Origin of the sequence: Massilia sp. DJPM01 (assembly GCF_030348125.1) — a bacterium.
Lineage (GTDB): Bacteria > Pseudomonadota > Gammaproteobacteria > Burkholderiales > Burkholderiaceae_D > Telluria_A > Telluria_A frigida.
Genome location: NZ_JAQOZV010000034.1, coordinates 40,800 through 54,762, shown reverse-complemented (window position 1 = coordinate 54,762; position 13,963 = coordinate 40,800). Strand labels below are relative to the sequence as shown.

Genomic DNA, 13,963 nt, shown 5'->3' with positions numbered 1-13,963 from the left:
GCATGAAATATACGCGCTTTTGAGAACGCCGTCGGCGCATGAATTGTCGCCCTTTGTATCGAAATGTTAGCGGCCTCACGGTGCCTTTTCCGCATTCAATCCAGAATCGGCAAAAAAGGAGAGCACCGTGCCCGAAGGACCATCGCTCGTCATCCTGCGCGAAGAAACGACGCGTTTTGTCGGCAAGGAAATTGCCCGTGCCAGCGGCAACACCAGGACCGTCGACCTGGCCAGCCTGGAGGGGAAAAAAATCGTCTCGCTGCGCAGCTGGGGCAAGCATTTCATCATCGAATTGCCGCACACGGTGCTGCGCATTCACTTCATGCTGTTCGGCAGCTACCGCATCGATGAACGCAAGGACAAGCCGCCGCGCATGGCGCTGGAATTTACGGATGGCAGCGAACTGAATTTCTACGCCTGCTCGGTCAAGCACATCGAACCCGACCTCGACGCCATCTACGACTGGGACGCCGACATCATGTCGCCCGCCTGGGACGCGGCCAAGGCGCGCAAGAAGCTGCGCGCCGCGCCCGGCATGCTGGCCTGCGACGCCCTGCTCGACCAGGCCATCTTCGCCGGCGTGGGCAACATCATCAAGAATGAAGTGCTGTTCCGCATCCGCCTGCATCCGCTCTCGACCATCGGCGCGCTGCCAGCGCCCAAGCTGCGCGCCCTGGTGGAGCAGGCCCGTCAATACAGCTTCGATTTCCTTGAATGGAAAAAGCAGTTCGTGCTCAAGCAGCACTGGCTGGCGCACCGCAAGAGCACCTGTCCGCGCTGCGGCATGGCGTTTTCAAAAGGACATCTGGGACTGACAAAACGGCGCGCGTTTTACTGCGAGAAATGCCAAAAACGCTACGGCTGATGGCGCGCTTGCAACAGCGCTGAACCAATCGTCGCGCATGCGGGCAGGGTTTTGTATTGCATGTTGTTAATAGGGTGCAGTCGGTCTACAATCGAACGGTCCCCCTGCGTCTCCGGCAGCTTGCTGGCTACCGATACGCTTGCCTTGCAACATAACGGTATCGGAACTTGTTCATGTCCTTTCTGTCCTCCGCCACGCCCAAACTCGCTCCATGGAAAGTTTTGCTGGTCGACGATGAGCCGGACATCCACGACATCACCAAGCTGACCCTGAGCCGCTTCCGCCTCGACGGGCGCGCCCTGACCTTCTTGCACGCCTACACCGGCGCCGAAGCGAAGCAAGTGCTGGCGCGCGAGAGCGATATCGCGCTGGTGTTTCTCGACGTGGTGATGGAACACGACGACAGCGGCCTGGAAGTGGCGCGCTGGATGCGCGAAGACCTGGGCAACCAGTTCACCCGCATCGTGCTGCGCACCGGGCAGCCGGGACAGGCGCCGGAAGAGCGCGTGATCGTCAATTACGACATCAACGATTACAAGGAAAAGACCGAGCTCGACCGCACCAAACTGTTCACCACCACCTTCGCCGCCCTGCGCGCCTACCGCGACATCATGAAGGTCGAGGAAGCGCGCCTGGTGCAAGCCAATTACCGCGAAGGCCTGGAGCGGGTGATCGCGGCGTCCTCGCACATTTTCCAGCAGCGCAACCTGAAGGACTTCGCCAGCGGCTTGCTGCAGCAAGTCGTGGCCCTGCTGCGGCTGGAAAAAAGCATGCTGCTGCGCCTGTCCGGCGCCAGCGTCATCACCGGCGAGAGCGAATACGAAATCCTGGCCCAGATCGGCGACATCGGCGAGACCATGCTCGGCCCGGAACTGATGGCCCAGCTCGACGATGCGCACAGCAACCGCATTTCGCGCCTGCATGGCGACACCTATGTCGGCTACTTTCCCAACAACAGCGGCAAGGCGTCCTTGCTGGTGCTCAAGGGCGTGGAGGAAATCGCCGACATCGATGCGCAACTGCTCGAAGTATTTTGTTCGGGCGTGGCGATTGCTTTCGATAATATCTTGCTCACGCAAGAGATCACCGATACCCAGGCCGAGCTGATCATGCGCCTGGGCGACGTGGTGGAATCGCGCTCGAACGAGGCGGGCAACCATGTACGCCGCATGTCGCAGGTGTGCCATATGCTGGCGCAGGCGTCCGGCATGCCGGACGATGAAACGGCAGTGCTGATGCATGCCGCGCCGATGCACGACATCGGCAAGATCGCCACGCCGGACGCGGTGCTGCTCAAGCCCGGCAAGCTCACGCCCGAGGAATGGGAAATCATGAAGCAGCACCCGACTGTGGGGCTGTCGATCCTGGACGGGTCGTCGCGGCCGATCTTGAAGGCGGCGGCCGTGATCGCGCATCAGCATCATGAAAAATTCGATGGCAGCGGCTATCCGCAGGGCTTGATGGGGCCGGATATTCATATTTATGCGCGCATCGTGGCGGTGGCCGATGTGTTCGATGCGCTCAGCCACAAGCGCTGCTACAAGGAAGCCTGGCCGCTGGAGGAGGTGGTGGCGCACTTGCGCGAAATCTCCGGCCAGCACCTCGATCCGGTGTTCGTGGAGCTGCTGATTGCGAATATCGATGCGGCGGTCGAGATCAACCGGCGCTGGCCGGATTGAGCGGCTAGTTTATTCGGAACGTTTGCGCCGTTTGGGTGTCCAAATCAGACTGAAATGACTCACAGTCGAGGGATACTTCATGTCAGCAGCAACCTATCCCCAAGCGGGCTCGACAGCAACCGATACTATCAGGCGCGCCAACGAAGAAGCGACGAAGCGCGCGCTCGCGCGCGGCGAAGCTGTGCTGACAAAATGGATTGAGGATGGCGTTCTTGTCGACGCCAGCACAGTGGCACATGCTTGGAGCACCACCATGCAGGCAGTGCATGCCGCACGCAAGCGTGGAGAAATATTTTCCGTGTGGGCGAATGGCAAGCACTGGTACGCACGCGAGGCACTCAGGCTCGAACGCGGTAAACTCGCACGTATCAACCGTGCGCTGGGGGACGTCGATCCGTCCAGCAAACTGCTGTTTTTCCTGCGTCGGCACGGGGCATTGGGTGGTAGAACCATTGTCAATGGTGACCTTGCCGATGTACTGCGCCTCGCGGCCAACTGGGCCCGCACTTGAGTTCCGGATGGGACTTCAAGGCTGCCGCCGCAGCGGGGATCTTGCACATTTTTCCTATCCACGTGAACCGGCTACTGCGGCTGAGCCGTTTCCCGGCAACCGAACCATACTGGGGAAAGAGCAAGGCGTTCCGTTTCGACGATCCTGCCCAGGTATTCGGGACGAGCTACGCTGCGCTTACGCTGGACGTCGCTTTCGCAGAAACCATCTTGCACGAGAACGGGCATTTTTCGGCCGGCGCATGGTTCATCGACGAGAGAAATATCGCGGCAAGGCATATCGTGGGCTATCGGCGCCCGAAAAGGCCGTTCCTTGGATTGGTGAATCTCACAGGCTCATATCTCAAAGCCATCGGCCTCAACAACGACTTGTGCTCGTCCGACGATTATACGGACTCCATGGTTGTTAGTGCTTCGTTGCATGACCAACTTCCAGATGTGGACGGGATCATATATGTTAGTCGGCAAATGAACACTGGCCGTGCGGTGGCCTTGTTTGAACGGTCCTGCCTGCAGCGATCGCCTACGGTCGTGCCATTGAAAAATCATCCAATATATAGCGTGCTACTCAGCAAGTTTAACGTCATCATTCTGTCCAGTGGCCGAACCTCCAAACCACGGCATTGACCCGGCCAGCAACCATCCGACAGATGGGCTAAGCCGCCGCCACTCCCGCCCCCACCTGCTTGCGGCTCTGCGGAAAGCGCAACCGGTAGCGCAAGCCTTCCCCCGGCGCACTGTCCACCTTGACCGACCCGCCCAGCGGCCCGGTCACCAAGTTGTACACGATGTGCGCCCCCAGCCCGCTGCCGCCCTGCCCGCGCCGCGTCGTGAAAAACGGATCGAACAGCTTGGCCAGGGTGTCCTGGTCCATGCCGGCACCGTCATCGCTGTAATCGAACCACACCTGCCCGCCGTCGAGCCGCACTTCGATCCAGATCGTCCCCGCCTGCTCGCGCGTAAAACCGTGCACCAGCGAATTCATCACCAGATTGGTCACGATCTGCGACACCGCCCCCGGAAAACTATCGAGCACAATATCCTCCGGACAGTCGACCTCGACCTTCACGGGCCGCCCCTTCAGGCGCGGCTGCAGCGACAGCAGCACTTCGGCCAGGTAGGCCTTCATGTCAAAGCTGCGGATATCGTCCGACGACTGGTCCACCGCCACCTGCTTGAAACTGCGCACCAGCACCGCCGCGCGCTGGGTATTGGTGCTCATGATGCGCAGCGACTGGTCGAGGACGTCGAAAAACTGTTCCAGGCTATCCTCGGTCATCTCGCCGGCGGCCAGTTCCTCGCGCGTCAGTTTCAATTCCTGCACCAGATGGCTGGTGGCGGTCACGCAAATGCCCAGCGGCGTATTGATCTCATGCGCCACGCCTGCCACCAACCGCCCCAGCGAGGCCAGCTTTTCCTGGCGCACCAGTTCGGTCTGCGCATCGCGCAGCGCCGTCAGCGCCGCGTTCAGGGCGCCGTTCTGCTGTTCCAGGCGCTCCTTGGCCACCCGCACCGCGCGGTCGGCCTGCATGCGCGCGATCGCCACCGCCACGTGGCTGGCCATGAAGGCCAGCAGCTCCAGGTCGGCCTCGGTGTAGACGATGGCCGGATCGTAGCTCTGCACGATGATCACGCCATACGGCTGGTCGTGCACCAGCATCGGCGCCCCCATCCAGCTGGCGATCTCGACGCTGCCCAGCGGCTCGCCCATGCTGCGCTCGGCCACCAGGCGCGCATAGCTGGCCGCATCGTGCAGGCAAGCCTGCTTGCTGTCCAGGATGTAGGAACTCATCCCCACGCCGTAAGCGAAACGCTTGACCGGCGCCTCCGCATGCTTCTGGTCGACAAAATACGGAATGCTGAACTCGTGCGTGTCCGGGTGATACAGGGCGATCAGGAAGTTGTCGGCGACCATCAGTTCGCTGATGATGTTGTGCAGGTTACCCGACAACATCTCCGCGTCGACCGCCGAGGCCGACAGATTGGCGATCTCGTACAGCGCATGCTGGACCGCTTCGGCGCGCCGCCGCTCAGCCACTTCATGCGCCAGCAGCGCCGTGCGCTCGTGCACCGCGCGTTCCAGCCGGTCCACGCTCTGGATGCCTTGCAGCGCATTCGAGACGTGGTTGGCGATGAGGGAAAACAGCGCCTGGTCTTCCTCGCTGTACTTGTGTTCGGGGCTATAGCTTTGCAGCACGATGGCGCCCAGCGCCTGATGCTGGTGGTCGAGCAGGGGGCAGCCCATCCACTGCTCGGCGCGCGTGCCGCGGCCCCAGGCGTGGCCATCGACCCGGTGCGCGGCGCTTTCAGCGCCCGTCATGACCAGGTTGCGCCGGTTCATGATCACCCAGGCGGTGGGCGATTGCTCGGGCGAGGCCAGCGGCAGCTTTTCCTGGGGATCGGGCGCGGCGTCGCGTTCGTCGACGTAGTACACGAAGCGCACCGTGTGCTCCTCGCGGTCGCTCAGCGCCACATAGAAATTGGCCGCATACATGATGCGGCCCAGCGCGCGGTGCACCGCGCCCACGAAGTCGGTGATGTCGGTGCACCCCGTCGAGATCTGTCCGATGCCCAGCAACATGGCCTGGACGGCTTCCAGGCGGTCGAGACGGCTCTCCATCGCATTTCCCTTTAGTAGTGCATCAGGGAAATACTAGCAGGTCAAGACGGGTTGCGAAAGTCGTTTTCGACCCAGGCTGTGGCGCTGGCGGGGGTTAATTTGAAGCTGGCGGGAATGCGCACCTGGGCGATCCGTTCGCCCTCTTCGTCGATGGCGGCCAAGAGCGCATAAGGATGCTCGTCGTCGGGCACGATATCGAGGGTGACCTTGATGTCGGCGCCTTCGTGCGAGACCACGGTGCTCTTGTGCAGCAGGGCGTGCAATTGCTGCTCATGGCGGCGCAGCACTTCGGCGGCGGTCTTGACCAGGGTGTTGAAGGCATTCGTGTCGAGCGGCTTGGGATTCTTTTTGTCGCGCCCCATGGTCCACGGGCCGACCAGGGCCGGTTCCGGCTCGCCATCCTTGATCATGGCCACGGCCCAGCCCTCGTCATCCTCGTTCTTGATCACGCGCGCGGTCCAGCCATTGCCTTTCCACAGGCGCGGCTCTTGCACGGGCGCGTCGTCGTCCTGGGGGCTGTCGTCGGGGAATTCTTCTGTCATGAGATCGCATTCATGGTGCGGGCGTCGCCCGAAAGGAGAATGATAGTCGAATTCGACATATCCCACAGGGCCGGGCCGCGCCGGCGGCGCCATCCGCAGCACGCCGCGACTGCCGCAAAAGCAGAAATTAGAGCGGGAACTCTCATTCCATGATCGCCTCTGCATTGAATTAAAGGTAACATTGCTGCACGTATATATTGCGCCGCAACATCCCCTTCGCAGTTCACAGGTATCCCATGATCGCCCGTCACCTTCGTCTCGCCGCTACCGCCCTCGCCACCGCCATGTTCTCCGCGCCCGCACTGGCCACCCCGCTCACCACCCAGCAAATCTTGCACGGGTTTAACGCCGTGGTCTTGACCGACGTGAACTCGCAATCGCACGTCGATGGCCGCACCTGGGTCGGCGGCAGCGCCACCGGCGGCGACTACGCGCAGCACGTGAACGACATGCCGGCCTCGAAGTATGCCGGCCTGACCGTGATGGGCAATGCGCGCGAGGTCAAGGTCAATGCCGGCGGCGCCGTGATCGGGGGGAACCTGAGCGGCGCGACCATCAATGCCGGCAGCGGCGTGATCTACGGCGACGTCCACAACAGTAATCTGAACGGCGCAGCCTGGGTCGGCGGCAGCCTCAGCGCCAGCAATACGAATGGCGGCCGCGTGCTCGCGCTCGACAACACCATGCAGGCCAACGCCGATGCCTCGCACTCGACCGATTTCGCGGCCACGCTGGGCGCGCTGTCGGCCAGCCTGGGGAAAATGAGCGGCACCGGCAGCAGCGTCACCTTCAACGGCTACGGCAAGGCCACCTTCAACGCCGTGGCCAATGCCAGCGGCGTTGCGGTATTCAACCTGATCGACGCCGGCGTGTTCAAGGCCAGCGAATTCGAATTCAACCTGGGCGACGCCACCACCGTGATCCTCAACGCGAGCGACGAGAGCGCGACCATCGGCGCCAACTTCCTGGGCGGCTCCGCGCAATCCCTGGGCAGCAAGCTGATCTGGAATTTCCAGCACGCCACCAGCATCACCACCAACGCCCAGTTCGGCGGCGCCATCCTGGCGCCCTCGGCCCGCCTGACCAACAACCAGAACATCGAGGGCGGCGTGTTCGTCAAGTCGCTCGACCAGCGCGGCGAACTGCATTTGCAAGCGTTCGACGGCCACCTGGACCCGGGACCCGGGCCGGTACCGGTACCGGAACCGACCAGCGGTGCCTTGCTGCTCGCTGGCGCACTCATGCTCGCCCTGACGCGCCGCCGCACCCACTAAGCCCTGGCGCCAGAAGACAAAGCCCACCTGTTCCGGTGGGCTTTTTTCATGCGAACCGCTGGCGCGGCGGCGCGGGCGGCTGCAGCGGCGGACCCGGCGGCGGAATGCGCGGATCGATGGCCGGTGCCGGCGTGCCGTAGTTGTACGGATTGATGATAATCGGTGGAATGGCCGGCGGCGCCGACGGTGGCCCCTTGGGACCGCCACCCGCGAGCAGGATGCGCAACTGGCGCGCCACGAAGTCGCCCGCCGCCAGCGCCCACCGGTCCCCTGAATAGTGTACAAATTCCATATGCATCTCCATCCGACAGAATATTCAGTATAGGCAATGATGTGGGAATTTCAAGGAAGAAAATTGCGTTTTGGGTAAGCCGGACCCGGCCGCGCCACGGCACGCGCGCAGGCACCGGCTCCCCCTTGGCACGCACCGTCCACCCCGTCAAAAATGCAGTCTGTCGCATGCGCATGGCGCCGCGCCGGCGGCCTCGCTACAGTACAAGCGTACCAGGAAAAACCTTTCCCCCAACCGAGGCCACGATCATGAAAAAATACGCTCCCCTGCTGCTCCTGTTCCTGTTCATCATGGTCGCCTGGGAGGCCATGGTCGGCCCGTCCGGCATGTCCATCAACATCGATGGCGACCAGTTGCACGGACCCGGTGCCGCCCTGGTCGGCGTGCTGTTCGCCGGCGGCGGCCTGTTGATCGCGGGCCTCGTGATGCTGTGCGTGGGCGTGCTCCTGGCACTGGTGTTCGCCGGCCTGGGCGTGCTGGCCGTGGGTGGCCTGGCGCTCGGCGCCATCGTGCTCGCGCTGATGATCTCGCCGCTGCTGCTGCCGCTGGCCATTCCGCTGGCCATCATCTGGTACCTCGCCAGCCGCACGCGCAAGCAGCGCGCCGGCCACGAGGCCGTCAAACCTTCGTAAGCGCGGCCGGCGCGCACGCGTCGGCATGGTCGCACACCCGGTTGCGGCCGCCCGCCTTGGCGTGATACAGCGCCTTGTCAGCCCGGATCAGGGCCGCATCCGGACCCGCATCGCCAGCCTCGATGGTGGAGATGCCGATGCTGACCGTGATCGCAATCTCCCGTCCGTCACCATGCAGGGGCGTCTCGGCCACGCTCTGGCGCAGGCGCTCCGCATACTGGTGCGCCGCCGCTCCGGTCGTACCCGGCAGCAGCACCGCGAATTCTTCCCCGCCGACCCGGCCCAGGGTATCGATCTTGCGCTGGCCCGAGCGCATCAGGGTCGCCATGTGGCGCAGCACCGCATCGCCCGCCGCGTGGCCGAACACGTCGTTGACATGCTTGAAGTGGTCGATGTCGAGCATCAGCACCGACGCGCATTCGTCCATGCTGCGCTGCAGCCGCGCGAACTGGTCGTCCAGGCGCGCCAGGAACACGCGCCGGTTCGGCAGTCCGGTCAGGAAATCGGTGCTGGCCAGCGCCTGCAATTCGTCGTCGACGCGCTTGCGCTCGGTGATGTCGACCGTCGAGGCAATCACGAAGTCGAGCGATTGCGCGTGGCCCGGCATGACCAGCAAGGTCAGTTCGTGCTGGCGCGTCACGCCATCGACCCGCAGGAAGCTGCTTTCGCATTCGTAGAACAGGGCGCCGCCGGCCAGCGCCACCAGCGCGTCGATGAAGGCGCCGCCGCCCAGGCTGCCGAAGTTCTGCGCCAGCCCCAGCGTGCCCGGCTCCTTGGCGCTGGCGCCCACGTGCACCAGCGCGGCGCCGTTGACGTCGGTGATGCGCACCAGCGACGCCAGGCGCTGCGCTTGGTCGGGACGCTCGCGCAGCCACGCACCCAGGTCCCTGACCCCGCAGCTTTGCAGGCGCGCCACTTCCTCGCGCGTGACCGACCAGTCCTGCTCCCACAGCGCCACCGGGGCGTGGTCGTACAGGCTGCGAAAGCGCTCCTCGCCCACGCGCAGCGCTTGCGCGGCCTGGGCCTGTTCCAGCGCGATGCCGGCCAGCTGGGCCGCCTGCTCGATCAGCACCACGTGGGCCGCGCTCGGATAACGCGGCATGCGGTGATAGATCGCAAAGGTGCCCAGCACGCGCCCGGACGCGCCGCGAATCGGCTCCGACCAGCTCGACGCCAGTTGCGCGCGCGCGGCGATCTCGCGGTACGCCGCCCAGTCGGGATGGGTCTGGATATTTTCGACGATGACGCGCTGGCCGCTGGCGGCCGCGCTGCCGCAGGAACCGAAGCCGGCAGCGGCCGGCAAGCCATCCACGGCGGCATTGAAAAATCCCGGCAGGCTGGGCGCGGCGCCGGTGTGCAGGAAGCGGCCCTCGGCATCGAGCAGCAGGATCGCGCACAGCATGCCGGCATTGGTCGACTCCACGCCCAGCACCACCGCGCCCAGCACCGCTTGCAGCGGCGCGCCGTGCGCCAGCAGTTCGAGCACATGGCGGTGCGCGCGCTCGCGCTGTTCGATCTGCTTGCGTTCGGTGATGTCGCGGAACGACCACAGGCGCGCGCCTTCGTGGCCCAGCCGCACCGGACGCGTCAACTGTTCGATGAAGCGTCCATCCTTCAGGCGCAGCAGCTCGCGGTGTTCTTCGTGCTCGCCCAGTTGCAGCGAGCGGCTGTACAGCAGCGGCCCCGCGTTCACCAGCTGGGCCAGCAGGTGCGCCACCACGGCCGCGTCGTCGCTGCTCAGGTCCAGTTCCTCGGGCACGCTCCACAGCGTGCGGAAGCGCTGGTTCGAGGCCAGGATGCGGCGGTCGCCATTGTCGACCAGGATGGCGTCGAAGGTCGAGTCGAGGATGCTGCGCATCATGGCCTGGGCCCGCTGTGCCGAATCGGCCAGCCCGGCCAGGCGCTGCTGGCCTACGGTCAGTTCATCGGTCAACAGGCGCGACTTGCGCAGCGCGCGGCTGGCCAGGGCGCTGCTGCGCGCCAGCATCCAGGTCAGCAGGGACAGCAGCGCCGTTACCGCCAGGCCGAGCGTGAGTACCACTTGCGGCGCCTCGTTCTGCTGCCCGGCGCCGAAGCCGGCGCCGGCGCTGATGACCAGGGTCCAGCGCCGCCCGGCGATGCCGAGGTGCTGTTCGGTGCGCAGCGCCGGCGGGCCGCCCGCAGCGGCCGGCGCGCCGCTGGCCATGCGCGCCTGCGGCGTGACGCGATTGCCATCGTAGACCTCCACCGCCAAGGCGCCGGCGCGCTCGCCGCCCACATGCGCCATCAAGTCTTCCATGATGAAGGGCGCGTAGATCCAGCCACGCAGCAGGTCGCGCCGCTGCTCGATGCTGTCGGGCGCCTTGCGGCCGATGTACACCGGCAGGGCAATGAGCACGCCGTCGGAGGCGCCCGCCCCGCGTTCGCGCGCCACGATGGCCTTGCCCGACAGGACCGGCTGGCCACTGTCGCGCGCCTGTTCCAGCATCAGGCGCAGCGGCTCTTCGGATAACAGATCGTAACCGAGCGCGCGCAGGCGCGCGCCCGAAAACGCTTCGAGGTACATCAGCGGCGCGTAGGCGGGCCGCGTGCCCGGCGGCGTGATCGCGTAATCGGGCATGCCGCCGCTGCGCACGCGCGCCAGGTGCGCGCCGCGCTGGGCGTCCGCCAGCGCCAGCACGTAGCCGATCCCTTTCATGCCGGGATACTCGGCGCCGGTGTGCTGGACGCGCACGAAATCGGTGAATTCCTGGCGCGTGACCTCATCCGAACTGGCGAACAAGCCCTGCACCCCGCGCAGCATCTGCACATGGGCCGCCATGCGCAGCGCCAGCTGGTTGACCACGTCGCGCGCACTGCTGTCGAAATCGGTGCGCAGGTCGCGTTCGGCGCTGCGCTGCGCCGCTGCCCACAGCTGCCAGGTCAACCCCAGGCACAGCGCCATCACCAGAGCGGCCAGCGCGGTCGCGCCGATCCACGCGGGTTGGCGCAAGCGTGGGAGCGGCGCCGGCACGGCCGGGGCGGGAGCGGCATGGTCCATGGAAGCGATCCTGGTGCGGGCCCGTGGCGGGCCTCTGACTCACTGATAGTACGTGAGGGCACCTTGCGTTGCAATAAGACTGTTGCCTAGATACCCTCAATCAGACGCATGGCGAACACAATCGGCAAGCCGGCGGCGATCACGCGGCGCGCGGCGGCGCCGTTGTCGTAGGGAATGCGGTAATACACCAGTTCGCGCGTGCTGTCGTCGTACAGCGCGTAGCAGGCGGCGCTGTTGCCATCGCGCGGCTGGCCCACCGCGCCCGGGATCACCAGGTACTGGTGCTGCGGGGCAATTGCGATGCGCGTGCCCGGCACCGGCACGTGCGCGCCCATGCGCCCATCGTCGGCGCGCCGGTACAGCGCCGGCGTGTGCACGTGGCCGGAAAACACCATGCGCTTGCGCGCCGCGCGCAGGCTGCGCTCGGCCGGCTCGATCCCGGTCACGTACTCCCACTTGACCGGGTCGTGCGCGCTGGCATGGACGAACAGCATGCGCTCGAGCTCCTGGGTCAGCGGCAAGGCGGACAGGAACGCCATCTGTTCGGCGCTGAGCTGGCCGCGGGTCCACTCGATCACCTCGCGCGCCTCGAAATGCATCTGGGGACGCGTTTCGTGGGTGACCGAATAGTCATGATTGCCCTGCACCGCCACCGCGCCGCGCGCCACGTGCTCCATGACGGTGTCGAGCACCCAGGCCGGATCGGCGCCGTAGCCGACAAAGTCGCCCGTAAAGGCGTACTGGTCGGCCTTCTGGGCGCGCGCATGCGTCAGGCAAGCATCCAGTGCTTCGCGGTTGGCGTGCAGGTCGGTGAGCAGGGCAAGGCGCATGGTGGGGGATGGCGTCGCTTGGCGCGGAATAAATATTACAATTTTGAAATCAATGACTAGTGTTCAACTTGATTATAGCGTGGGATGTATTGCCCAGTCCGGCTGTTCGGCAGCCACTCCTCCGGCGCCATCCCCATCGACAGGCCACGCGGGCCGGCAAAGTTGATGCTGCATATCGGCAACACTGTCTATCGGGCTGTGCCACAGACGAGCATTCCTCCCACGCGTCGTCCGCGCGACCGGGGGGTCGAACAGGCGCCGCTCGACGACCGCCACGCGCAGCCCGGTAAAGCGGCGCAGGGTGATCGCGCCGGTCGAACCGGCCGGTCGTCTTGCGTTCGCGGGGAATTGCGCCTGTCCCGAATGTACTACGGAGAAGTTACTTCCACAATATAATTGTCAATTATGCAAAGTGAGTGGCGCGGCACGCTTGCTTACATGGTTCTCAGGCTGTGCCGCAGCGACAGGACCAGCCAGACGGCGGCGCCGAACAGCACGATCCACAGGCTGGCGGCGGCCACCGTGCGGCGGCCATTGGCGCAGGGCGGCAGTCCGTCGCGGTTGGCCAGCTGCTTGCCGGGAATGAGGGACAGCGCGGCAAACACCGGCCCATGCAGCCATCCCGGCGCGCCGGCCAGGGGGACGAACAGCAGCCCGGCCAGCCACCACGGCAAGCCGATATCGCGCAGGCGGCGCGAGGCGACCACGGCCAGCAGCGCGGTCGTCAGGAGCAGGAGTGGCATCCGCAGATTGCCAGCCCCGTCCATCCGGAAGTAGTCCATGCACAGCATGACCAGCAGGCACAGGATGACCGCGGCGAGGGAGTACGCCATGTAGCGCACGCGGCCGATCCGCCCCGCCGCCTGCAACAGATGCGGCCGATAGCAGGCCGGAACCTCGGCCGTCCCGGGATCGCTCACGCGGCGCCGGCGTACTGCAGGTAGCCGCGCGCGCGCAAGGCGCAGGCCGGACAGGTGCCGCAACCGTAGCCCCAGGCATGCAGCTCGCCGCGCTCGCCCAGGTAGCAGGTGTGGGTGTCGGCCCGGATCAGGTCGACCAGCGCATCGCCGCCGGCCTGGTGCGCCAGCTGCCAGGTTTGCTTCTTGTCGATCCACATCAGCGGCGTTTCCAGCTTCAGGCGCGTGGCCATGCCCAGGTTGAGCGCGACCTGCAAGGCCTTCATGCTGTCGTCACGGCAGTCCGGATAGCCGGAAAAATCGGTTTCGCACATGCCGCCGACCAGCACATTCAAGCCGCGCCGGTAAGCCACGGTGGCGGCCACGGTCATGAACAGCAGGTTGCGGCCCGGCACAAAGGTATTCGGCAAGCCGTTGGCCTGCATGTCGATGGCGACGTTGCTGGTCATGGCGGTATCCGAAATCTTGCTGATCAGGGACAGGTCGACCAGGTGATCCTCGCCCAGGCGCGCATCCCAATCGCCCTTCAAGGCGCGCATCTTGCCCAGCACCGTGGGGCGCACCGTCAGTTCGATGGCGTGCCGCTGGCCATAGTCGAAGCCGATGGTTTCGACGCGCGCGTAACGCTCCAGCGCCCAGGCCAGGCAGGTGGCGGAGTCTTGTCCGCCGCTAAACAAAACCAATGCGCCGTCAGCTTGTTGCATAGTGTATTTTCCAAATCGTTAGACGTTCGCCATCATGTCGGCCGATCCGGTAAGATGCCTCAGCATTTTCCCGAATGGA

Annotated in this window: 13 protein-coding genes; 6 read left to right on the top strand and 7 right to left on the bottom strand. The window is 65.0% G+C overall.

Features of this window, described 5'->3' with window-relative positions:
• Positions 1-127: 127 nt before the first annotated feature.
• From PO883_RS35160 to PO883_RS20895, 4 genes are all read left to right on the top strand, one after another.
• Positions 128-865, top strand: a complete 738-nt coding sequence (locus PO883_RS35160) for a DNA-formamidopyrimidine glycosylase family protein (protein WP_289311459.1) — start codon at positions 128-130, stop codon at positions 863-865.
• A 173-nt stretch (positions 866-1,038) separates the two neighbouring features.
• Complete coding sequence (locus tag PO883_RS20905; RefSeq protein WP_289311458.1) at positions 1,039-2,544, top strand: response regulator; 1,506 nt, start codon at positions 1,039-1,041, stop codon at positions 2,542-2,544.
• A 79-nt stretch (positions 2,545-2,623) separates the two neighbouring features.
• Positions 2,624-3,055, top strand: a complete 432-nt coding sequence (locus PO883_RS20900; protein ID WP_289311457.1) for a hypothetical protein — start codon at positions 2,624-2,626, stop codon at positions 3,053-3,055.
• Entirely contained in the window at positions 3,052-3,681 is a 630-nt protein-coding gene (locus PO883_RS20895) for an RES family NAD+ phosphorylase (RefSeq protein ID WP_289311456.1), read from the top strand. Before PO883_RS20900 ends, PO883_RS20895 begins: the two co-directional genes overlap by 4 nt.
• Before the next feature lie 28 nt (positions 3,682-3,709).
• On the opposite strand, the gene PO883_RS20890 is transcribed toward PO883_RS20895, so the two are convergent.
• Both PO883_RS20890 and PO883_RS20885 read right to left on the bottom strand, forming a co-directional pair.
• Positions 3,710-5,674 carry a GAF domain-containing protein gene (locus PO883_RS20890; RefSeq protein ID WP_289311455.1) on the bottom strand — a complete coding sequence of 655 codons (1,965 nt, stop codon included), beginning with the start codon at positions 5,672-5,674 and terminating at the stop codon, positions 3,710-3,712.
• Between the two features lie 41 nt (positions 5,675-5,715).
• Complete coding sequence (locus tag PO883_RS20885) at positions 5,716-6,216, bottom strand: hypothetical protein (RefSeq protein ID WP_289311454.1); 501 nt, start codon at positions 6,214-6,216, stop codon at positions 5,716-5,718.
• A gap of 236 nt (positions 6,217-6,452) precedes the next feature.
• Here PO883_RS20885 and PO883_RS20880 point away from each other — a divergent pair, with 236 nt between their 5' ends.
• On the top strand, positions 6,453-7,490 hold the full coding sequence (locus tag PO883_RS20880) for a choice-of-anchor A family protein (protein WP_289311453.1): 1,038 nt from the start codon (positions 6,453-6,455) through the stop codon (positions 7,488-7,490).
• Positions 7,491-7,536: 46 nt separating this feature from the next.
• Here PO883_RS20880 and PO883_RS20875 read toward each other — a convergent pair whose 3' ends face one another.
• Positions 7,537-7,782, bottom strand: coding sequence for a hypothetical protein (locus PO883_RS20875; protein WP_167090752.1), 246 nt, complete (start codon positions 7,780-7,782; stop codon positions 7,537-7,539).
• 248 nt (positions 7,783-8,030) lie between these two features.
• Here PO883_RS20875 and PO883_RS20870 point away from each other — a divergent pair, with 248 nt between their 5' ends.
• Positions 8,031-8,414, top strand: a complete 384-nt coding sequence (locus PO883_RS20870) for a hypothetical protein (protein ID WP_289311452.1) — start codon at positions 8,031-8,033, stop codon at positions 8,412-8,414.
• On the opposite strand, the gene PO883_RS20865 is transcribed toward PO883_RS20870, so the two are convergent.
• The 4 genes from PO883_RS20865 to queC all read right to left on the bottom strand — a co-directional run bounded on the left by PO883_RS20865 (position 8,401) and on the right by queC (position 13,884).
• On the bottom strand, positions 8,401-11,433 hold the full coding sequence (locus PO883_RS20865; protein ID WP_289311451.1) for a diguanylate cyclase: 3,033 nt from the start codon (positions 11,431-11,433) through the stop codon (positions 8,401-8,403). The two genes, PO883_RS20870 and PO883_RS20865, sit on opposite strands and share 14 nt — an antisense overlap.
• Before the next feature lie 86 nt (positions 11,434-11,519).
• The gene (locus tag PO883_RS20860) at positions 11,520-12,263 is read right to left on the bottom strand and encodes a metallophosphoesterase (protein ID WP_289311450.1); all 744 of its coding nucleotides are present in this window, start codon (positions 12,261-12,263) and stop codon (positions 11,520-11,522) included.
• Between the two features lie 434 nt (positions 12,264-12,697).
• Positions 12,698-13,183, bottom strand: a complete 486-nt coding sequence (locus PO883_RS20855; RefSeq protein WP_289311449.1) for a DUF805 domain-containing protein — start codon at positions 13,181-13,183, stop codon at positions 12,698-12,700.
• Complete coding sequence (gene queC, locus PO883_RS20850) at positions 13,180-13,884, bottom strand: 7-cyano-7-deazaguanine synthase QueC (RefSeq protein WP_289311448.1); 705 nt, start codon at positions 13,882-13,884, stop codon at positions 13,180-13,182. Before queC ends, PO883_RS20855 begins: the two co-directional genes overlap by 4 nt.
• Positions 13,885-13,963 lie beyond the last annotated feature (79 nt).

Excerpts from the sequence above, each read along its gene's own strand:
- PO883_RS20905 (WP_289311458.1), top strand. The coding sequence starts at position 1,039 with ATGTCCTTTCTGTCCTCCGCCACGCCCAAACTCGCTCCATGGAAAGTT.
- PO883_RS20900 (WP_289311457.1), top strand. The coding sequence starts at position 2,624 with ATGTCAGCAGCAACCTATCCCCAAGCGGGCTCGACAGCAACCGATACT.
- PO883_RS20890 (WP_289311455.1), bottom strand. The coding sequence starts at position 5,674 with ATGGAGAGCCGTCTCGACCGCCTGGAAGCCGTCCAGGCCATGTTGCTG.
- PO883_RS20885 (WP_289311454.1), bottom strand. The coding sequence starts at position 6,216 with ATGACAGAAGAATTCCCCGACGACAGCCCCCAGGACGACGACGCGCCC.
- PO883_RS20880 (WP_289311453.1), top strand. The coding sequence starts at position 6,453 with ATGATCGCCCGTCACCTTCGTCTCGCCGCTACCGCCCTCGCCACCGCC.
- PO883_RS20875 (WP_167090752.1), bottom strand. The coding sequence starts at position 7,782 with ATGGAATTTGTACACTATTCAGGGGACCGGTGGGCGCTGGCGGCGGGC.
- PO883_RS20870 (WP_289311452.1), top strand. The coding sequence starts at position 8,031 with ATGAAAAAATACGCTCCCCTGCTGCTCCTGTTCCTGTTCATCATGGTC.
- PO883_RS20865 (WP_289311451.1), bottom strand. The coding sequence starts at position 11,433 with ATGGACCATGCCGCTCCCGCCCCGGCCGTGCCGGCGCCGCTCCCACGC.
- PO883_RS20860 (WP_289311450.1), bottom strand. The coding sequence starts at position 12,263 with ATGCGCCTTGCCCTGCTCACCGACCTGCACGCCAACCGCGAAGCACTG.
- queC (WP_289311448.1), bottom strand. The coding sequence starts at position 13,884 with ATGCAACAAGCTGACGGCGCATTGGTTTTGTTTAGCGGCGGACAAGAC.